We start from the raw sequence: 21142 nt of genomic DNA on the forward strand, positions 1-21142 counted from the left end.
GTTAACAAAAGGAAAACCATTAATAGCACAACTATACGGAAACTGCACATCATGCATATGTTCTATAATTTATATTATGTAAAATAGGAATAGTTTAAACCTGTTTTTTACCTATTTTACATGGGATTCATACTCAGAAAGAGTTTGATGCATATCTAAGAGTGCCTCGAGTTGCTTAGTTACTTTTGAAGTCAAATATTCTTCTAATTCTCCCTCACCTTTAATTAATTCCACTAAGTCCTGATTATTTTTGATCAGTAGTCTTACTCTTTTTTTAATAGACTCGGATTTTAAAAACATTACGTAAGTATTGGGTTCAAACGTATAAGAGCAGATTTTTTGTTCTATTTGAAGTAAGTCGGTATAATTTCGCCGGAGTTTGATTAAGCATTCCATGCTACTGGGTATTACACCGTTTGTTTTCCAAAAATTTCTATAGGTTAATTCCATACTGAATAAGTTTTAACATAAATTAACTAACGGGGAATTTTAGCTAAAGATAGCACATTATCCTCGAAAAATCTTACATACAATAAAGGGTAACAATTTCTTAAAAATTATTTTTCATACGAATCAACTGCTTTTTATTTACTTCTCCTGCCCTCCTTTTTTGAGAGTATTAAGGTTTATTTTTAGATCCTTATACTGTAAATAACTGTATTTTAGTAAGTTTACGACTACTTATAGCAATTATAATAGTTTAATGCCTTACATCCTATAACTGGCCTTAAACAAGAAAAAAGTATTTCTTAATGATTATTTATTGGTGGTACAGAATCTTAATTTAAACAATATTAACGCTGTCTGTTAAATAATTCTAGCAGTAGTCCAGAAAAATCGATAAAAGAACAGTATCTGGAATATTTATCCATTAATCACAAAATTGAAGCACTACAACTATAAAAGCAAGAGATTATTGTGGGGGGTATTACTAGATGTTGTTATTTAAATACCAATGTTTTACTTATGATAGATATATATATAAAAGCTGAATGCGAACGCTTTGAGTATCGGTGGTATTTATAACGTCTAATCACAAAAAAAAATCCCCTGACGTGCTGTCAAGGGATTTTAAATAATAGTATCGTAAGAATTGTTTTACCAAGAATATTCCTCGCTTTTTCCGTTCGGAAAAATTACCATTCCCTTTTGATCGCAAGCCCCATCACCAAAGTCGAGCTTAGCGGTTAAGCCATTCATCTCTAAGGAAAGAACCCCAGAAGTGATATAAGGACATCCTATTTTTCCTGAGAGAGGTGATTTTATTTCGAAATTAAAGGTAGTATCCTTTAATACAATGTCCCATGTCCCTGTACAAGAAAAATCTGGCCCCTCTCCATTAAAATTGCCCAAATGCCAGGTTAGTTCCTTAGTGCCTGTATGGATCGTTTTTGCGTTGTTAGGATGTGTCATCGTCACATCGGTACTGATATTATACACTAGTTCGTTCTCTATAGAAGAATCAAATGTAATGTCTTTTGTGCCTTCCAATAAATACCCATTGAAAGCAAATGAGCTAAAAGTGATGGTGAGGACTCCCTTATCCCCCGCCATATCACCGTTGTATCCTGAAAAAATAAGGGTGCCGTCCAGTAGATTGCCTTTTACCTCGCATTGGTCATAAGTAATGGAAATATTTTCTTCGGAATAACCAAAAATAGCGCAATCATGAATGTTTTTATTAGTTGATCCTGTTTTATCTGGCATTAATTGTGGTAAGAGCTCATCGAAGCCTTCAAAGGCATTATTGATCTCCATTTGAGCCTTTACTTGATCCTTGCTTAAACTGTTTTCATTTAATTGATTTAATGCATCCTGGCTACATCCGACAAATAAAATGATCCCAAAAATTAAAAATAACACCTTATAATTCCTCATAATTATTCTACTTTAGAATGTTATAGAAACGTGCAAATTTAGATATGTATTTCAATTGCAACTAAAATAACGACAGAAATTCGACCAAACACGTGATTTTACAATATTATTCCTACGTATATGGCGGTTTTTTTATCAAAAATCTTCCTGAATACGATTTAAAACAGCTTTAAATTAGTCAATAAGATCTCTTATTTAAGTCTTTCAATCTAATACAAAACTAAAATCCTGATAGGGTTCCCGTTTATAAGCCATGTTATTAATTACGGGTGATAGGGCAAAATAAGGAGAAAAAGTAATAACCCTAACTGTTTTTTCATCCGGTAAAAACTCCAATATCCGCAGCCATCCGTCACCGCCATTCCCATGCCATCCTCCACCCATTGCCTGTGCATTAAAGGTAAGCTGACTTACTTTTTTACCACCCGTATTTATATCTGTTTTAAATGCCGTATGTGCTTTAAAATTATCTGGAGCACCAATATGGCCAGAGATCACCATTTGAATGTTTTTAGAAGGAGCTACCAATTTATCCCAAATAGCCTTTCCGTAATTACCGTCCGTAATAGGATAGTTCTCTGATGTAATATGCTCGTTTTTTGCATTTAAATAGGAATGTGTAAGAACTACTACCGTATGATCTTTGTAACGATTTTTATCAACCTCATTTATTGCCCAGTCCAAAATAGTATCCCGTGGGGCAAATTCAAGGTTCATGAATAAAAACTTTCTTTGCTGTGGCGATGTAAGTTCAATAGTAGCATTCTCAAGAGTGGGTTTCCCATGTACGTTATAGGCCGCAGCGCGTAGTCCATTTTGATTCAATATATTCCGATGTGCCGGAAAATAGTCATTATAATTAGAGGACCTGTTTTCTATGTTTTTATAACCAAAATCGTGGTTTCCAGCGGCTAAAATATAAGGCACATGGCCATCTAATTTTTCAAAGGCTCTAGATACGGCCTGCCATTGATTCCTACTAGGCTCATTGCCATTAATGTGATCGGGCACCAACAATTCATTTTGCTCTACTAAATCCCCGGTACATAAGACCATTTTAATATTTAGAGGCTCTATATTTTCACGAACCCAGCCTGTCATTAATTCCAAAATACCTTGATTTCTCTTAAATTTGGCATATGTTTGGGTGTCAGGAATCAAAATTACGGACCAAGAATCTGGATGGGATAGTTTTGGTGGATCATAGATTTCTTGCCCAGTGATGGTTTGTAGAAGAAACAGCAGTGTGACAAAAGATATTATATTTCGCAGGTTTATTCTCATTTTAATATTTTTAAATTAATTCTATACCATATTGTCCTACTAAAATACTATTTTTAATACGCTCCATATCTTTAAAGATGGCAACTCTTAAATGTTTTTTAACAGAAAAACCAAGAAGAGAAATTATTGCATTGTACCCTCATATTTATAGTAAAATACCAGCAGGAATGTTCCTTTAAGGGATTTAAATCTTTAATTTTGCAGCTTTCCGATTTCTAAACAAATAAAAATGTCATTGACCGATTCTACCAGTAAATTGCTTCCCGTACTTAAGAAATATTTTGGATACGATAGTTTCAGAAATCAACAAGAAGCCATTATTACATCGGTTCTTGATAAGCAAGACAATTTAGTAATTATGCCTACCGGCGGCGGAAAATCGATCTGTTTTCAATTACCTGCCCTTCTTTTTGATGGGGTTACCATAGTGCTTTCGCCCCTTATTGCTCTTATGAAGGACCAGGTTGACGGCTTAAAGGCGAACGGTATTCCGGCTGCCTATTTTAATAGTAGCCAGTCTGGAGAGGAGCAAGAGTATATTATAGATCAAACCGTAAAAGGTTCGTTAAAACTATTGTATGTAGCACCTGAAAGTTTGGCAGGATTGACCAATGTATTAAAAGAACAGTATGTGAGTTGTATCGCGGTTGATGAAGCTCATTGTATTTCATCATGGGGACACGATTTTAGGCCCTCGTATCAACAACTTGGGTTTATAAAGAAAACACTGCCAAGCACTCCTATTATAGCGTTGACCGCAACTGCGGACAAGGCTACTAGACAAGATATTGTAAATCAATTACAAATTCCAAATGCCAAGCAATTTTTAACCTCCTTCGATAGAAAGAATATTTCCTTAGAAGTACGTCCAGCCCATGACAGGGTGGGACAAATCTTAAAATTTATTGCCCGCAGGCCCAATGAGTCCGGCATTATCTACTGTTTAAGTCGGAAATCTACCGAAAACCTAGTAGATAAACTGCGCCTTAAAGGGATTAAGGCGACGGCTTATCATGCTGGACTCGATTTTGAGAGTAGAACTAAGGTGCAGGAAGATTTCATTTTTGACAAAACACAAATTGTATGCGCTACCGTAGCCTTTGGAATGGGAATAGACAAGTCTAATGTTCGCTGGGTCATACATTATAATATGCCTAAGAATATAGAAGGTTATTACCAGGAAATTGGGCGGGCAGGAAGAGATGGACTCAAGGCCAGGGCCTTACTTTTCCATAGTTATGGCGATGTAATGCAGCTGCGTAAATTCGCAGAAGGTTCGGCCAATGAAGAAGTGCAAATAGCCAAGCTAGACCGTATGAAGCAATTTTCGGAAGCCCCTACCTGCAGAAGAAAGATATTGTTGAGCTACTTCGGGGAGTTTTTAAAGAAAGACTGCGGAAACTGCGATGTATGCAAAAATCCACCGCAGTTTTTTGACGGAACTGTTATAGCACAAAAAATCTTATCCACTATTGTAAGAATAAAAGAAGTAGAACCTATAGGAGTCATTATCGATGTCTTAAGAGGCGCCCACAATGCCGGGGTACTGGAAAAGAACTATCATCAAACGATAAAAACCTTCGGCATTGGAAAGGATATTTCTTGGAACGATTGGCAGCATTATGTCATTCAACTTATAAACCAAGGATATTGTGAAATTGCATTTCATAAAAACAACGTTTTGAGGCTCACCGCTTTTTCCAAAGAAGTCTTATTTGGAAATACTAAAGTTCTAATGAGCAAACCGTTGAAAAATGAAGAAAAGATTGTAGTAGAAAAAGAACGCAAAGCAAAACCTATTGGTGAGAATTCTTTGTTTGAACGACTGCGAAAATTGAGGTACCAGATATCGATGGATGAAAACATACCTGCTTATCTAGTATTTAACGATGCTACCCTTAAAGAACTGGAAGCAGAAAGGCCGAGCAGCGAAGAAGAATTTATCCAGATAAGTGGCGTTGGGCAACGCAAGATGGAAGTGTACGGGGATTTGTTTATTCAGGAAATAAAAGCTTTCCAAGATGAAAAAAAGGCAAAGAAAAAGCGTGGTTCCCATACCTTTAACGACACTTATGAGCTCTACAAAAAAGGAAATAGTATTGAGGAAATAGCCAAAATAAGAAAGCTAAAACCAACGACTATATTTTCCCATTTGGCTAAATTATATGTCGATGGCAAAGATATTGATATCTACAAATATGTCGATAAAAAATCTGTATCTCAGGTGGTGAAGGCCAAAAAGGCTTTAAAAAGTCCGGAAACCCTAAAGCCCTATTTTGAGTATTTTGAAGAAAAAATGGAGTATTCTACGATAAGACTAGCCCTTAGTGTTATTGAAAAAGAAAATTTGTAGTGCATATATTGGAGCTACTATCGTTCCAGATCATTTAATAGTCTATTTGCCCGGTTTATGTTGGAAGTATAGCATTTTAACACCTTTTTACTAAACAGATAATAAAAAATAAAGGCAAGAGGCAAAAACCAATACCAGAATGGCTTAAATGGTTGGCTAAAAATATCTTCTCCGTTCATAAGCTTAGAAGTAACCGGAATTAGTATGATCATAAAAACATACCCTATGTAAACACTGGTCTTCTGTAGCCTTTGAAACCTTTGTTTATTGATGGAGAATTTTTGAACCACATCTTTATAGTTGTTTTTCGAAACATCTACATTCTGCATGCGCCTTAAGTATGTTAATCAAAACACTTTTAAACCGATAATATTAGTCCTTATGTTCGTTTATTAAGTGATTCGACCTTTGTCTTAGATGGCTTCTACCCTATTAGGAATGGATTTTGAAAAGCGCTATACATTATGTAAAATAGAATACCTATTAAACTGTATCGCTTCTAAGAGTAGGGACTATAATGCTTTTTTATTCTTTATTTCCTAATAGAGTAGTGCTTTAATTTTATTTCATATCAAGGAAATTCGAGCCTATTTTAATATTCGCTTAAGAACCGGACAAAGAAAGCTTGTTGGTAGCAATGCGTAAGTAGTGCTAACCTATAAGGTGCTCATAATTATAACATTTCGCCCAAAATCAGCTACTTGATGTTTTTCATATTCCGAACAAGTAGTTGGTTAATTTTAAATACGAGAACTATAAGATACTATGTCTAGTATGAAATTTTATGCCTTTAACCTAAAGCTTATAGGACGCTCCCCTCTTGGGGCGGAAAATTTGAACGCCATTTACATTATGTAAAATAGAATAAAGAATGTTTTTTACTTAAAAATTTCTTATTCTCTAATATGCACCCTATAAGTAATATTTCACTCTAAACCTTTTTTATTACTTTTTAAATTGAAGACCTTATATAATTATCATTACCGGTCTTATAGATTATGTATCCCTAGGGGGGACCAGATTTCAAACGAATCTATGGTAATTATAAGGTTGTTGAAAAAGGAATTCATACTTATTAGCTAAACTAAAAGCTCTGTAATATGTAGGTGCATCATAAAAAAAAACTTTCTCAGGATTCGGCTTTTCCCTGTAAGAAAATCTCGTTCGGTCACGAACAGCTCTGGAAAAATATCTTGCCGGAAGCCGAAATGGAATGTAGACGCCCTACATTAATCCCTAGCCATGTTTCTTATAACTTTGCTATTCCTTACAGATAGTCAGAAATTCTGAAATACGCGATTTATGAGAAGGCATGATTCATAGTGATAGAGGGAATAGAATTCTTGGATTAAACCAAAGAATTCTAATTCTTATAAATTTTAGATTCCCTGTTATAGATATCGTTTAGATACCAGGTCCCAAAATTAGAAAATCTTCATTTTATACTGGAGCTTTTAAGCTTTTTATAGGATTCATATTTTTAATATCCCGTATCATTGCTAGGAAATTTTGGAATACGCGATTTATGAAAAAGCTCCTTTTTGGGGTTTCACCTTGCCCTTAAAACACCCACTTCCCTATTGGGTGTGATTTCTGAAACGCCCTTACCATTATGTAAAATAGAAAAAAATTGTAGAATGGGGGATCGGCAATTAAGTCAAACCCTGTAGTCTGGAAATTCTTTTTTAGGGAATCGTTGGTCCTATGCTTTCAATTAGCATCTTACTTCGGATCTCATTAGCTCCAGGTAAAAAATAACAAAGGTCAAATTAGGGTGCTTTTCTAAAAAATCATCGTTTTCCATAACTTTCATATTCCGTATCATTGTCCGCAAATTTTCAAATACGCGATTTATGAGAAGACTTGGGTTATAACGATAGTGGGAATAGAAGTTCTTGGATTGAACCATAGAATTCTAATTCTTATAAATTTGAAATTCCCTGATTAAAGAGGTTATTTAAACGACTGCTCCAAGAGTTAGAAAACCTTCATTTTATTCTGGAGCTATTAAGCTTTTCCAAAGTGTTCATTAGGATTCATATTTTTAATATCCCGTATCATTGCTAGGAAATTTTGGAATACGCGATTTATGAGAAGGCTATTATTTGAGGGTTTCACCTTGCCCTTAAACCACTCTCTTCCCTACTGGGAATGATTTTTGAAACGCCCTTAACATTATGTAAAACAGAAAGAGATTGAAGGATTTCTCCGAGTTTACTTCCATTCTACATCTAATTTCTCTAACTCATAAGTTAATTTGGCAAGAGAAATAGGATCAATAATTTGAGTATTGATGGTCAATTCTTTTTTCTCCGTTTTTAAGATGTAATCTCCCGAAAACTTCCTAGTTTGATTAATATCAGTCAAATAAATTTCCTTTCCAAAGGGACTATTTGCTTTTAATATTCCCTTTTCTATTGTCAGATATTTGTGTTGTCTTTGATAAAAGTAAACTGATAAATACATAAAGGAAATAACTAGCCATCCATAATCGGCCCAATTCTTCCCTTCTATAGAATGGTTAAAAAGAAAAAATCAAACAAGCCATACTAGACCAAAAATCAGATTACCATTCTGATACCGTTTTTTATATCTTATCTTCATAAACCGGTTTTTATATCCCACACTTAAATAGGCTTAGGTCGTTTTACTCCATTTACAGCTCTTAGATATAAATACTTAGGTTTAAATATTTGTTTCACTTCAAAAAATTTAATGCTTGGTTTTTCCAATCAAATTCCCGGTGATTATCACTTAAATATACAAATATTGTTTCCTCCCAGATTAACTTCTTGGGGTATGCTGCTTATTTTTATCAATAGATTTTATCACTGAAATTATGGTATCAGTTTGTTATCTTGGTATAAACAATAATACAGGTTGGCGCTGCAAATCTTGCTTTGATAGCATCCTAAAAGACTGAAAATTGAAAGAAAACTCATTTTAGTATTTGGTATTCTTGCCTATAAATTTTGGAATACGCGATTTATGAGAAGGCTATTATTTAGGGTTTCACCTTGCCCTTAGACCACCCTCTTCCCTACTGGGGTGATTTTTGAAACGCCCTTAACATTATGTAAAATAGAAAAAGTTGTAGAATGGGTGATCTACTATTAAGTCAAACCCTGTAGTCAAGAAATCCTTTTCTAGGAGATCGTTGGCCGTTTTATTCAGCTAGCATCTTACTAAGGATCTTATTAGCTCCAGGTAAAAAATAACAAAGGTCAAATTACGGTGCTTTTCTAAAAAATCATCGTTTTCCATAACTTTCATATTCCGTATCATTGGCAAGAAATTTTGAAATACGCGATTTATGAGGAACTCTTATTTATAGCCGTTTTGAATTTTTTCTCTCCCATAAAAACCTCCTTCCCTACTGGGTGCCTTTGCATTCCGCATTTACATTATGTAAAACAGAACACAAAATACAGTTCTATGTAAACCTATTGTGTTTTCCATATTTTGGACTCGACAATCCAATTGTATTAAGGCTAAGCAGCTTTGCGTTAGGGACCGCGGCGGCATCCCCGCAGCAGCGCAAGGGATATAGACAAGGGCCCGCCCGACGAAGGAGGGAACGCCCAAAATAGTATACATTTAAGGCCCAAAAGAAATATAAGTAAAAAAGCTACTCTTCTTGTTTTAAAACATCATTTGCTCTTTTGAGCTCCATTTTTATAAAAGCAAGTTTCCACCATGGTATCTTCCAATACAAGGTTTTTCAAAACTTTCATATTCCGTACTGCAGCTCAAAAATTTTGAAATACGCGATTTATCAGCATCTGTAAAATTTTAGGATCTTTTATTTTCCACCTAATCCATAAACCACCTCTCCCCTGGTGGGCTCTATTTTTTGACCGGCCAACACATTATGTAAAATAGAATTTACTAACGGTTTTATACTCCTTGGAAAAACATAGATCCGGGATGGTTTACTGATTTTAAAAAATAGCGCGATCAAAAAACCCGACAATTTAAAATGCCGGGTTTTAATGGTTAACGTAGTATCTTCTTAAAATCGAACAGATACTTTTGCACGGGCAAAAAAAGGTGACCCAGGTGTAAAATGAATTTCTTCGACAGGAGTTGCTTCATTTTGCAACCTACTACTCGAGGCAAACTGAGCTTCCTTCCATTTAGTATCAAAAACGTTATCGATAATCAAGCCAAAACTCCAATTTTTAAGTGTATAGTTCAGGTTAACATCTGACACGAAATACCCTTGAGCTACTATAGAGTTATCTTCGTTAGCTGGTCTGTCCTTTATAAAACGATAGTTAATACCTCCAGAAAAATTCTTTACCCCTTTAAAAGTCAACCCTCCCGAAGAGGTAAGGTCTGGCGCCAAAGGAATGTAATCTTCGCCTTTGGGTTCTTCCGAACTTCTGGCATAGGTATAATTCACATCTGCATAAGCATACAACCAATCGGTAATCTGGTAACGCGCTCCAAAGTCTACTCCGTAACGTTTAGATTTTCCGCTAGGCTCCACAATTGCCTCATCTCCAACATACACAAACTCTTGCTGTAGGTAAAGATTCCATAAGGCCATATTCAAAACCAACCTATTCATAGGCTTATAAATAGCCCCTATATCTGCCCCAATAGCCAATGGCAATATTTTTTCGCCTTTATTGGCTACAACAACCCTGGTATCATTAGAATGAAAACCAATTCCGGTTTTAGCAAACAATTGCAAGCTAGGAGACATCTTGTAAACAGTGTTTAATTTAGGACTCACTAGAACCTTGTTCTCACTTTTATTATCATAGACAGGAGAAAGTAGGTTTTCGTAATCGAACTTAAAATAATCTATACGCACCCCGGGATTAATGGTCCAGTTATTTACCTTATAATTAGCGTTCATAAACCCATATACATTTAATTCGTCTATATTTCCGAAGGCCAATCGACCTAGGATCGTTTGCCTGTTTAGGGTATGTGACAGCTCTACCTCGTTGATATCGTCATATCTAAAACCAAGGCCGGTATTGAATTGAAACTGAGAGTTATTACGATCTATATGAAAGGTTTTGTCATACACACTTTCTGCACCAATCATAGTCCTGTCTTCCTTTTGCCTAATCTGATCTCCATTCACCGGATCCTCTTGGAAAAAAGTAAAATTAGAATACAATTCAAAATCATATTTGGTAAGAAAAACTTTCGTTGCTATTTTAGAATGGCCATCAAAAAGTCTTTCATGATTTACCAGAATATTAGATCTGCTAGTATTTCCCCCTTCGGTATCATCGATAGCACCAAACCTACCAATACTGCCATTATCTACTGCGCGCTGCGGAACCTGCCCCGACGCATCCCATTTACTTTGGAAATGCGAAGCCGTCACATTTATCTCGTTCCCTTCTCCATTTCTATGGTTATAACGGCCCATTACATTTATTCTATTAAAATTTTGTGGCGATTGAAAAACTCCGTCAGAGATCATATACTCACTAGCGATATAAGCGTTGTCATTACTACTTTCCAACAACTTAAGCATACTCAATCCACGCAATAAGTTGTTCTGCCCTACTTCCATAGAGATCAAATTGTTATCTAAGGCCTTTTTAGTTGTAAACCCTACATAACCTGCCGTATTTAAATTCCCCTTATCCGCATAGTACGGGCCTTTTCCGAAATCTATATTATCTATAGTTTCTGGAATTATAAAATGCATATCGGCATATCCCTGGCCGTGTGCATGTGACACCATATTTACGGGTAAACCATCTACATTAATGGCAACATCCGTTCCATGGTCTATATCGAAACCTCTCAGAAAAATCTGCTCTGCCTTTCCCCCTCCAGCATGCTGACCAATGAACAGGCCAGGCACCTTTCTAAGGATTTCTTGGGACGATTTTACGGGATCAGATTTTACATCTACATTTACAAAACTGCTCAAAGCGTTGACCTTAGAAACCAGGACCACCTGATCTAAGGAGACAGCGGACTCTGTTAGTACCACCCTAAGACTTGTATTAAGTTGATCTTGAGAGACGATTATTTCCTTGTTTTTAAATCCAAGGCTATAAAAATAAACTTCATCGGCTACCGAGACATTAGGCAAAACAAAACCTCCAGAATTATTGGAATAGGTATACCCTCCAGTATTTTTATTATAAACCCCTACTCCGCTCAGCGGTTCGTGGTCTTCATTAATAACGACTCCCCTTATCGTATGTGCGCTTAAAGAGCCAAAAAGAAAGATGGCCATTAAGCTGATTATATTTTTTATCATTCGTTTTAATATTAAAATAATTATACTGTATTCAATGTTAAGACAACAACCATATACACCTAAGATACTAAGCTTTAGAATGTTGTTAAATTAAAATGTAAAGAATTTAGCCAATAGCACTTGTAATCCTTGAAACATAAATTTGTTCGGAACTATGATTACGCTACGTGTCTACTGACCTTCTAAAGAACTCTATAAAGCACCCATAAGATAACATACGCTTATAATAAGAGTAGAAAATTTAAACAACCAGAACCTATAGTCTTCTCTTTCTTTTTTCGACACCGAAACCTATTTTGCCCTTACTTACGAAATTAAATGAGTAGGGGTTTGGTTTTGACAATAAAATTATAACAGTGGGGTACCGCCAATTTTGTTGCATTTTTAATAGAGATTTAAGAGTCTCGCGCATCTCCAATTATCACCCTTCTACGGGCGTGTAATTAGAAAAACTGCTTCGTTCTTTACTTACTAAAAGCATCTTTTAGCGCGTTGTAGTTCTCTTGGGTGTCTACATCAATTTCCTTACCATGTGGCGAAACACTGATGACAGTGTCCTGATGATTATCTATAATATCTTTAGCACCGAAATCGCCTTTTAGCCCAGCTAAACCCTGAAAATATTCAACCCCAAACACCGCAGGAACCCCTTCGCGCTTAGCGTATCTTGTAGCTACAATATTCTTTGTTCTATTTTTAAAGGTTTCAATTAATTCATCCAAATAAGCCCTATCAATCAAAGGCTGGTCTGCCAGCATCAATAAAACTCCTTCAAAGGGAATTGCTGTATTCATTATATGTTTCACGGCAAAAGCAATAGAATTTCCCAACCCCAATTTCCATTCCTTATTGATTAAAAAAGTCGCTCCATTTGTGTTTGTCTTAGACTGAATTTCGTCTGCGAAAGCTCCCAAAACGACAAAAACCTCCTGTGCCTTAGATTTTTTGGCATTATCCACGGCATTGCCTAGCAAAGTAGTCTTTCCCCAAGGCAACAACTGCTTTATGGTTGGCATCCGCGAAGATTCCCCCGCAGCCATAATCAGTACTGCTATTTTGGAGTTCTTTTGATCCATTTTATTTTAATCGTGAATTCCTGTTTTTTTATTCTTCAGGCGCATGGGCTCCTTATTGCGTATTACCGAAAGTATTTCGGCCATGATGGCTATAGCGATCTCCTGTGGGGTTTCTGCCCCTATATTCAGCCCGGCGGGACCATGAATATGGTCTATAAAATCATAGGAAAGCTCTGGAGAGTGCTCCATGAGTGCCTCAAAAAGCTTTTCCCTTCTTTTAAGAGGCCCTAAAAGCCCAAAATAAGCACACTGAATATGCTGTAAAATCATTAAAAAATTTAAGTCCTTGGCGTAACTATGGTTCATGAGCATTACAGCCGTCTGTTGGTCTACCTCCTCTAACGGGAAATTTTCAGGTGTCACACTGAGGAATTCATCGGCTCCTTTAAAATCCAATATGTTCTTCTCTTCTTTAGGATCGGCTATGATGACCACTTCCCACCCTGCCATAGCAGCAAAAGAGCATAATTGTACAGCATCGTGTTCTGCCCCGATAATAATAAGCTTAAAACAAGGGGGCATTTGTTGTTCAAAAACGGCTAACTCAGGACCTGTTTTTCTGTCTTCAAAAAAGCTTAGGACCATACTACCAAGACGTATCACAGAACCATAATCTTGCTGTGTTCCTTCCTTTTTTTCAAAATACGATTGGATTGTAAATTCCTGACGGGCCTTCAGTGCTTTTCCAATGCTATGTACAACCTCATCTTTAGGACGAAATGGTTCTAATAAAATATATAAAATCCCCTCACAACCTAAACGAAATCGCCCATCATAGGTTATTATTTTGGAGGTGTTGTCTTTAAAAACACTTTCTGCTTGTCTTATTATTTCTTTCTCTACACATCCGCCACTTACGGCACCACTAACACTGCCGTCTTCCAAAATAAGCATACGCACCCCAGGTCGACGATAAGAAGACCCTTCCAGGGCCACAACGGTTGCCAGCACCGTCTTTAATCCTTTTGCTTTGGCATCAAGATAATCGCGAACAATCTTTTTAAATTCGTGGGTCATAGTTATATGATATTTCTTGTAGGCACAAAAGGTACCAAATCGCCTTTATTATAGCCCGATTCTTTCGGGGAAAGAATTACAAAACCATCTGTTAGGGATAAACTAGTCAAATCTCCAGAGCCGTTCTCTTTTACCAAGGAAGCTAGCATGGTACCATTGTCCAAGGATAGCCTTACCCTTATGAGAAGGGTTAAATCACCCTTAGTTCCTATGGGATCCTTTAAAATTACATTGAATTTTGAAACCGGAATTCCTAAAGACATTTTTAGCCAATCTTTAAAATACACATGGTAATTGGCAAAGGTGGAAGCTGGGTTTCCTGGAAAGGAAAAAATAACGGTTTGCGTTTCTTTTTGCTGTCCAAACCAAAAGGGTTTTCCTGGGCGTTGAAGCACTTTATGAAATATTTTTTGCACCCCTAATTCTTCTAAGACCTCGGGAATATAATCGTATTTCCCCATAGATACTCCGCCGCTGAGCAATAAGACGTCGTTGTGGAGCAGCGCCTGTTCAAGTTTCTTTTTAATAACACCCCTTTCATCCAATAAATGCATATGCTGGGGTTGTATTCTTACTTCTGACAAGGCGGCATCCAAGGTGTAAATATTCGATTTTCGTATTTGATGCGGCAATGGGGTTTCTGTTACATCAACCAATTCGTTTCCTGTAGAGATAATGGTGATTTTAGGAAGTCTTTTTACCAAAACCTCACTACGACCTACCGTAGCTAAAATCCCGATTTCTGCAGCTGTTATTTTAATTGATTTTGACAGTATGAGGTCTCCCTTTTTTTGATCACTGCCTTCAATATGAATGTCCTGTCCTTCTTGGGGAGGTTTAACAATCGTGGCTATATCGTTTTCGATCTCCAGATGCTCGTACATAACAACGGTATCGATATTGATAGGAACCATAGCACCGGTCATTATCTCTATACAATTAGCAGCGTTGCTTAATGGTGTTGGCGGCATACCGGCTGCCAAAACTCCTTCTATCTTAAAAGCGGTTTGTCCTTCCCTATAAGCTTCGAAGTTTATAGCTATCCCATCTTTTGTAGCCCTATTGAAAGGAGGAAAATTTCTATCGGCAAATATATCTTCTGCCAATACTCTTCCTATAGCATCTTGCAGGGCTACTATCTCCTCTCCATAGTTTTGAATATGAGCCATTACTTTTTGGTAGGCGTCTGGAAAAGGAATCATGAGTAAAGATTAATATGGTTAATTATATTTATTGTGAGCTTATTTCAATTGAAAATCATGGAGCTATTACAGGCAACTCGACAAGAATTTATTGACCCCGCCTAATACGTTATACAGTATAGCTTCCTTGTTTTCTTCTTGCAATCGCAGCAAGGCCTTTTCACTGCGAATACCTGATTGACAGATAAGATATATTGGTTTTTTAAAATCGATTTCAGCCATCCTAGTTTCTAATTCATTCAATGGAATATTGAATGCCGTAGGAAGGCTAAATTCTTCAAATTCGGCCTCTGTTCTCACATCTATTAATTGAATACCCTTTCCTTTTTCTAGCAGTAGCTGTAATTCTTCCACGCTTTTCGTAGTCCCAAGATCACAGTATTGCCCGCCATAGGAACTTTGAAGGGTTTTAATATTCAGATTTTCGGGCTGAAGGCTGAAGTTTATCTTTTGATATCTGTTCTGCAAGCCATCGAATAACAGTAAAGTTCCGGAGAGTGGCGCCCCAATCCCCGTAATTACCTTAACAGCCTCTAAGGCCTGTAGGTTCCCTATAATACCCGGCACCACTCCCAATACTCCATTTTCATTACAGTTCGGAATTTCCTCTGGTGATGGAATACTCGGAAACAAACAACGATATGTTGGTCCATTATTATAATTAAACACGCTAAGCTGTCCCTCGAAGCCTTGGATAGCTCCGGATACAAAAGGCTTTTTTAATAAAACGCAGGCATCATTGATTAAATACCGTGTGGGGAAATTATCGGAACCATCTATAACAACATCAAACTCGGAAATTATCTCCAAGGCATTATCCCTGGTTAAAAAGGTATCGAATAGTTTAAAGGATGTTTGACTGTTTTGGGCCTGTAATCGTTCCGAAACCACTTCTAGTTTAGGTCTTCCAAGATCTTTTTCAGTATAGAGTACCTGCCGTTGCAAATTGGTGATTTCTACAGTATCACTCTCTATAATTCCTAATGTCCCCACTCCCATAGCATTGAGATAGAGTAAAATCGGAATCCCCAAGCCGCCTGCCCCAACTACCAAGACGCTGGCTTTGGAAAGTTTTTCTTGCGCTTCAGGACCAAATTCCTTTAGCCTTGTTTGACGTTCGTATCTATTGTTTTGCATTTTTCTGCACTTGCTTTTTTGTGTTTATATAAACCTCAACAAACTGTTTTTCAAGACACTAAACCCTATCGATATAAGCATATCTTTACACTTAAAACCAGTTGTGAAAAATTATATCTATTCCTTATCTATTTATTTTAAAAGCTTCAGTTTTGTCATGACCTGTTCGTAATCCTCCTGAAAATTGGCATTTAACAGCACCTCATCATTCTCTGGATGCACTATTTTTATATCGGCATTGATCAAGAATTTTCGGGGACAAGAGCCATTACCTTCTGCGAGATAGTCAATAGACTTCTGTAAGCCTTCTGCCTCCCATATAGCGCAAAGAGGCTCTGGCAAGTTATGTTCTTTCAGCGCAAAGGCGGTCGCAACTTTATTTGGATTTCGCTCTTGGAGTAACTGCTCTAAAGCTTTTAAATTTATAAGCGGAAGATCACAGGCCAAAACCAACCAAGAAGCTTTTGGATCGTGATTATAGGCGCTTAGCAAGCCGTTATAAGGGCCTCTGTACAAATCCTGATCTATTATAGTATTATACTCCGTGGATAGTCCAGTTTCTTGTTCTTTACGGATACTCATAAAAGTAGTGTCGCACACTTGTTCTAATAACCCATAAAGATATTCTCTTTGTGGTTGTCCATGATAACTAATGGTACCTTTATCGGCTCCCATTCTAGTGCTCTTTCCTCCAGAGAGTACAAGACCGTATACTTTATTGGAATTCATTGTCTATTAATTTCAATACTGCTCTCTTTTTAACGGAAGGTGAGTTCTGTCAAAAGATGCTATTATTTTATTTATTTATCTACAAGAAAAATTCTAGCGCAAACTTTTCTTCTTTGTTTACCCTCCTATAGAAGTCATGGAGTTTTCGAATACTCCTTTATATCTTTCCTGCTCTTCAAAGCCCGTTTTAGAGCGTGTCCCTATTGCTTGAAGAATATGTGCAGTTATGTTTTGTTCTGCATTTTCGCTTCGCATTACATCTAAAAGATTCGCTCTTGGCTTTCCGTACAAACAAGTGATGACATCACCAGTGGCAGAAATCCGTAATCGATTACAACTACCACAAAAAGTACGACTAAAGGAAGGTATTAATCCAAAAGTACCCTTATGTCCTTTTATTTGATAGTTTACTGAAGTCGAAGTCTTTGGAGATGGCAATAAGGTAACCTCTGGAAATTCTGATATTATATGATTTAGTATCTTTTTATAGTTCCATGTTATGCTTTCAAACTTCTTGCTCCCCCCGTTAAAAGGCATTTCTTCTAAGAAGCGTACGGAGACCGGATAATGCTTCATCAACTCTAGAATAGGAATAATATCCTGGATATTTTGATTTTCTAGGGCGATAAAATTAATTCGAACATTAAAACCTTCCGTAATCAACCGAATAAGATTATTATACACAATGTCATATTGATCTCTGCGTGTAATCTTTTCAAAAGTCTCTTTGTGTATGGCGTCTAAGCTCACGTTTATATTTCTTATTCCCAAGGATTTTAATTCCTCGATATAAGGGCCAATCAATGTAGCATTGGTAGTAATAGAAATATCTTCTAATCCTTCTAAGGCAGATAGCTTATGCAAGAGCACCATAATATCCTTCCTTACAAAAGGCTCGCCTCCCGTAATTCGGATTTTATCGATTCCTTGCCCTACCATGATCTCACTAAGCTTACACAACTCTTCTATAGAAAAAAGCTTCTTGCTTTCGGCAAACTGTATCCCTTCCGAAGGCATGCAATAATTACATCGAAGGTTACAGCGATCTGTTACCGCTAGACGCAAGTAATTAATTTTTCTATTATGATTATCTACTAACATGTATCTTTCTTTTATCCGCCACTTACCGGTGGAATCAGCGCAATTTCATCAAAATTATTGATTATTTTGTCATCTTTTGCGTAAGAATTATTCACAGCAACTGCTAATGTAGATAGTGATTTTAAGTCAGGATACATTTTTATCAAATGTGTCTTAAGTTCTCTAACAGTCTGTATTTTTCCTGTGCCATTTAATGTGGCATCCGAGATGGCTAGGGTATCACTACCTATAATATCCTTGGTGATACCAAATAATAAAATTGTCATATTAACCTATGATTGTTTTTGGAGCAGACTTTGTCTGCATCATTTCCGGGAATTTTGAAAACGGTTGTTGGGTAAACCTATTTCCCGTAGCAGCTTTTAATGCGTTTGCCACTGCTGCCCCTGCTGGTGGTAAGGTTGGCTCACCAAGACCGGTAGGAGACAGTTCGTTTTGGATTAGGTGGGTCTCAATCTCTGGAACTTCCATCATTCTTATTAAGCGATAGTTGTTATAATTCTGAGATTGGGGCGCCCCGTCTTCAAAAACCAGATCGCCGTACATAGCATGACCTATTCCATCGATGATACCACCTTCTATCTGATTTTTTGCCCCCAAGGGGTTTACCACGATACCACAGTCGACCACACAGGTAACTTTTTTAACAACCGGCATCCCGTTTTCTATAATTACATCGGCTACCTCAGCCACATGGGTATTATGGCAGTAATAAGCGGCAAAACCCTGATATATTCCAGATTCTTTTTTACCCCATCCCGATTTTTCTACAGCCACCTTGATGATGTTTTCCATTCGCTCTGGAGAGTATTCAATACGTTTATCGGTAGTGCCTTTTACTTTTTGCAATAAATCTAACCGCAACTGTATACGATCTACTTTCATAGTTTCTGCCAATTCATCGAAAAAACTCTGTTCGGCAAAGGCTAGGAAATTGGTGTATGGAGCCCTCCAAGCTCCCGTAGTAATACTACTATTATAATTGGCTACATCTACTTGATAGTTCTCTACGGCTCCGGCAGGAAAGAAATTAGGGATTAACCCATACATGTTCCCATTAGCAGCTGCTTCCTTTAAATGATAAGCCGTCACCTGCCCGTCTTTAACTGCAGCTTTTATTCTATATTTTATAGCAGGCCTATACGTGCCCGCCGTCATATCATCTTCTCGAGAAAATATTACCTTAACAGGTTTTCTAATAACATTGGCAATTTCCGCCACCTCATAAACAAAATCCCCATATAGTCTTCTTCCAAAACCGCCACCCATACGGGTCATTTCTAAATGCACTTCATTTACATCTCTGCCTAGCATTCCTGCTACAGCATTTGCCGCAAATTCCGGAGTTTGTACTGGCCCTACCAAATGAATTTTTTCATCCGTAATATTTGCGAAAAAATTCATCGGTTCCATACAATTATGTGGCAGGAACGGTGATTCGTAGGTGCGCTCCAGCACCATCTCGGCTTGCGCAAAGGCTTTTTTAATATCCCCGTCTTTTCTTAAGGTGTTAAATTTGTTGCCGTCTAATAAGGCTAAAAGTTTTTGATCTTGATCTTGAGTGCTTTCCAATGGGGTCTCTGTTACCCAATTAGCCTTTATCGCTTCTTTCGCCTTTAAAGCTTCCCAGGTAGTTTTTGCAATAACAACGACCTTGTCGCTGGTACTCATCGCTACGGTCCAGTTGCTATTTTCTTCCTTGGTCAGTTCTTTTGCCTTTTCCCCGATTTTTATAACATCGATAACTCCCGGCATTGCTTTGGCTTCTGTAGCGTCATAGGACTCCAATACTTTTCCAAAAGCTGGAGGCCTGAGCACAGCGGCATATACCATACCATCTACCTTATAGTCTAAACCAAACAATGGCTTGCCTGTTATTATTTTCTCTAGGTCGACATTTTTAGCATCGCTCCCGATTATTTTAAAGTCCTTGGACGCTTTTAAAGTTACATTTTCAGGAACCTCCAAAAGAGCGGCTTCTTTCACTACATCGCCATACCCTAAAGTATCTCCAGAGGCATTGGTAATTACCCCTTCAGAAGTGGTACATTCCGATGGATCTACTCCCCATTTTATGGCCGCCGCATTCACTAGCATTTGTCGGGCCGTAGCCCCTGTTTGCCGTAAGGGTTCCCATCCAAAACGAATAGACTGGCTCCCTCCTGCTAACTGACGGGTATAGTTATTGGTATCCAAATCTCCTTGCTGTACATACACATTGTCCCATGCAACATCCAATTCTTCGGCAATCAACATAGGCATTGATGTCTTTACACCTTGCCCTATCTCGGGATTAGGAGCAAATATGGTTACCGCCCCATTATCGGCGATCTTAATAAAGGCATTAAAATCATTAAAGTTCAGCTGTGAGATATCTACAGGAGGAGTAACCTTAGGCTTACAAGCCGTGAATAGATTAAAGCCTATAAGCAGTCCACCACTGGCCAGTGATGAAGTCCGGATAAAGGACCTTCTGCTAAATGTGATCGATGGAGTGGACATGATTTTTTGTTTTTTCTATTAAAGGTTTCTATAGATTTCCGAATTGTATTTCTTAACAATGGAAGATAGTCTTCCGAACTCACGCTATAGTTCTAGCTGATTTTGGTAGCAGCAAGCTCTACAGCTTTAAAAATTCGAGTATAGGCCGCACATCGACAAATGTTGCCGTGCATGGCTGCTTTTATTTCTGATTCACTGGGCTTGGGGTTCTTATCGAGAAATGCCGAAGCCGTCATAATTTGCCCTGCCTGACAATAACCGCACTGTGGAACATCAAGCTCCTTCCATGCTTCTTGAACAGGATGGGTGCCATTTTCCGAAAGCCCCTCTATGGTAGTTATAGACTTGCCATCAACAGCATCCATTGTCAAGGAACAACTTCTTACAGCATTGCCTTCTAAATGAACCGTACAGGCCCCGCATTGGGCAATGCCACAACCAAACTTAGTGCCGACCAATTCTAGATGATCGCGTAACACCCATAACAAAGGAGTGTCACTGGACACCTCAACATTTTTTAATTTCCCGTTTACAGTGATAGAATACAAAGGCATAGCCGACAGTTTTAAGTTGTTTTTTATGAAATAAACTACAAGGTACCAAAAATCAAGATAATTTT

Annotated in this window: 15 protein-coding genes; 1 reads left to right on the forward strand and 14 read right to left on the reverse strand. The window is 37.4% G+C overall.

What is annotated here, in order from left to right; all coding sequences use genetic code 11:
• Positions 1-111: 111 nt before the first annotated feature.
• The 3 genes from HCG49_RS00100 to HCG49_RS00110 all read right to left on the reverse strand — a co-directional run bounded on the left by HCG49_RS00100 (position 112) and on the right by HCG49_RS00110 (position 3162).
• Positions 112-450, reverse strand: coding sequence for a hypothetical protein (locus HCG49_RS00100; protein WP_168467542.1), 339 nt, complete (start codon positions 448-450; stop codon positions 112-114).
• 648 nt (positions 451-1098) lie between these two features.
• Positions 1099-1878: a hypothetical protein gene (locus tag HCG49_RS00105; protein ID WP_168467543.1), complete on the reverse strand. Its 780-nt coding sequence runs from the start codon at positions 1876-1878 to the stop codon at positions 1099-1101.
• Positions 1879-2082: 204 nt separating this feature from the next.
• Entirely contained in the window at positions 2083-3162 is a 1080-nt protein-coding gene (locus HCG49_RS00110) for a metallophosphoesterase (protein WP_205764315.1), read from the reverse strand.
• 229 nt (positions 3163-3391) lie between these two features.
• Between HCG49_RS00110 and recQ the strand changes: the two genes are divergently transcribed.
• Positions 3392-5515: a DNA helicase RecQ gene (recQ, locus tag HCG49_RS00115; RefSeq protein WP_168467544.1), complete on the forward strand. Its 2124-nt coding sequence runs from the start codon at positions 3392-3394 to the stop codon at positions 5513-5515.
• A 2214-nt stretch (positions 5516-7729) separates the two neighbouring features.
• On the opposite strand, the gene HCG49_RS18495 is transcribed toward recQ, so the two are convergent.
• The 11 genes from HCG49_RS18495 to HCG49_RS00170 all read right to left on the reverse strand — a co-directional run bounded on the left by HCG49_RS18495 (position 7730) and on the right by HCG49_RS00170 (position 21077).
• Positions 7730-7882 carry a hypothetical protein gene (locus HCG49_RS18495; protein ID WP_240938598.1) on the reverse strand — a complete coding sequence of 51 codons (153 nt, stop codon included), beginning with the start codon at positions 7880-7882 and terminating at the stop codon, positions 7730-7732.
• Between the two features lie 1645 nt (positions 7883-9527).
• Positions 9528-11759 (reverse strand): TonB-dependent receptor, encoded by a 2232-nt coding sequence (locus tag HCG49_RS00125; protein ID WP_168467545.1) that lies wholly within the window; start codon positions 11757-11759, stop codon positions 9528-9530.
• A gap of 464 nt (positions 11760-12223) precedes the next feature.
• Positions 12224-12835 (reverse strand): NTP transferase domain-containing protein, encoded by a 612-nt coding sequence (locus tag HCG49_RS00130; protein ID WP_168467546.1) that lies wholly within the window; start codon positions 12833-12835, stop codon positions 12224-12226.
• 6 nt (positions 12836-12841) lie between these two features.
• Entirely contained in the window at positions 12842-13852 is a 1011-nt protein-coding gene (locus tag HCG49_RS00135) for an XdhC family protein (RefSeq protein WP_168467547.1), read from the reverse strand.
• A gap of 2 nt (positions 13853-13854) precedes the next feature.
• Positions 13855-15054 (reverse strand): molybdopterin molybdotransferase MoeA, encoded by a 1200-nt coding sequence (locus HCG49_RS00140; protein ID WP_168467548.1) that lies wholly within the window; start codon positions 15052-15054, stop codon positions 13855-13857.
• 66 nt (positions 15055-15120) lie between these two features.
• On the reverse strand, positions 15121-16191 hold the full coding sequence (locus HCG49_RS00145) for a HesA/MoeB/ThiF family protein (protein ID WP_168467549.1): 1071 nt from the start codon (positions 16189-16191) through the stop codon (positions 15121-15123).
• Between the two features lie 132 nt (positions 16192-16323).
• Complete coding sequence (locus HCG49_RS00150; protein WP_168467550.1) at positions 16324-16920, reverse strand: NTP transferase domain-containing protein; 597 nt, start codon at positions 16918-16920, stop codon at positions 16324-16326.
• 117 nt (positions 16921-17037) lie between these two features.
• Positions 17038-18021 carry a GTP 3',8-cyclase MoaA gene (gene moaA, locus HCG49_RS00155; RefSeq protein ID WP_168467551.1) on the reverse strand — a complete coding sequence of 328 codons (984 nt, stop codon included), beginning with the start codon at positions 18019-18021 and terminating at the stop codon, positions 17038-17040.
• Between the two features lie 11 nt (positions 18022-18032).
• Complete coding sequence (locus tag HCG49_RS00160) at positions 18033-18287, reverse strand: MoaD/ThiS family protein (protein WP_168467552.1); 255 nt, start codon at positions 18285-18287, stop codon at positions 18033-18035.
• A gap of 1 nt (position 18288) precedes the next feature.
• On the reverse strand, positions 18289-20523 hold the full coding sequence (locus tag HCG49_RS00165; RefSeq protein ID WP_168467553.1) for a xanthine dehydrogenase family protein molybdopterin-binding subunit: 2235 nt from the start codon (positions 20521-20523) through the stop codon (positions 18289-18291).
• Positions 20524-20615: 92 nt separating this feature from the next.
• On the reverse strand, positions 20616-21077 hold the full coding sequence (locus HCG49_RS00170) for a (2Fe-2S)-binding protein (protein WP_317167440.1): 462 nt from the start codon (positions 21075-21077) through the stop codon (positions 20616-20618).
• Positions 21078-21142: the final 65 nt, after the last annotated feature.

Source organism: Arenibacter sp. 6A1 (assembly GCF_012272855.1).
Classification (GTDB): Bacteria; Bacteroidota; Bacteroidia; order Flavobacteriales; family Flavobacteriaceae; genus Arenibacter.

What these genes read in the sequence shown, in the direction of transcription:
- HCG49_RS00100 (WP_168467542.1), bottom strand. Translation starts at nt 450, where the DNA reads ATGGAATTAACCTATAGAAATTTTTGGAAAACAAACGGTGTAATACCC.
- HCG49_RS00105 (WP_168467543.1), bottom strand. Translation starts at nt 1,878, where the DNA reads ATGAGGAATTATAAGGTGTTATTTTTAATTTTTGGGATCATTTTATTT.
- HCG49_RS00110 (WP_205764315.1), bottom strand. Translation starts at nt 3,162, where the DNA reads ATGAGAATAAACCTGCGAAATATAATATCTTTTGTCACACTGCTGTTT.
- recQ (WP_168467544.1), top strand. Translation starts at nt 3,392, where the DNA reads ATGTCATTGACCGATTCTACCAGTAAATTGCTTCCCGTACTTAAGAAA.
- HCG49_RS00125 (WP_168467545.1), bottom strand. Translation starts at nt 11,759, where the DNA reads ATGATAAAAAATATAATCAGCTTAATGGCCATCTTTCTTTTTGGCTCT.
- HCG49_RS00130 (WP_168467546.1), bottom strand. Translation starts at nt 12,835, where the DNA reads ATGGATCAAAAGAACTCCAAAATAGCAGTACTGATTATGGCTGCGGGG.
- HCG49_RS00135 (WP_168467547.1), bottom strand. Translation starts at nt 13,852, where the DNA reads ATGACCCACGAATTTAAAAAGATTGTTCGCGATTATCTTGATGCCAAA.
- HCG49_RS00140 (WP_168467548.1), bottom strand. Translation starts at nt 15,054, where the DNA reads ATGATTCCTTTTCCAGACGCCTACCAAAAAGTAATGGCTCATATTCAA.
- HCG49_RS00145 (WP_168467549.1), bottom strand. Translation starts at nt 16,191, where the DNA reads ATGCAAAACAATAGATACGAACGTCAAACAAGGCTAAAGGAATTTGGT.
- HCG49_RS00150 (WP_168467550.1), bottom strand. Translation starts at nt 16,920, where the DNA reads ATGAATTCCAATAAAGTATACGGTCTTGTACTCTCTGGAGGAAAGAGC.
- moaA (WP_168467551.1), bottom strand. Translation starts at nt 18,021, where the DNA reads ATGTTAGTAGATAATCATAATAGAAAAATTAATTACTTGCGTCTAGCG.
- HCG49_RS00160 (WP_168467552.1), bottom strand. Translation starts at nt 18,287, where the DNA reads ATGACAATTTTATTATTTGGTATCACCAAGGATATTATAGGTAGTGAT.
- HCG49_RS00165 (WP_168467553.1), bottom strand. Translation starts at nt 20,523, where the DNA reads ATGTCCACTCCATCGATCACATTTAGCAGAAGGTCCTTTATCCGGACT.
- HCG49_RS00170 (WP_317167440.1), bottom strand. Translation starts at nt 21,077, where the DNA reads ATGCCTTTGTATTCTATCACTGTAAACGGGAAATTAAAAAATGTTGAG.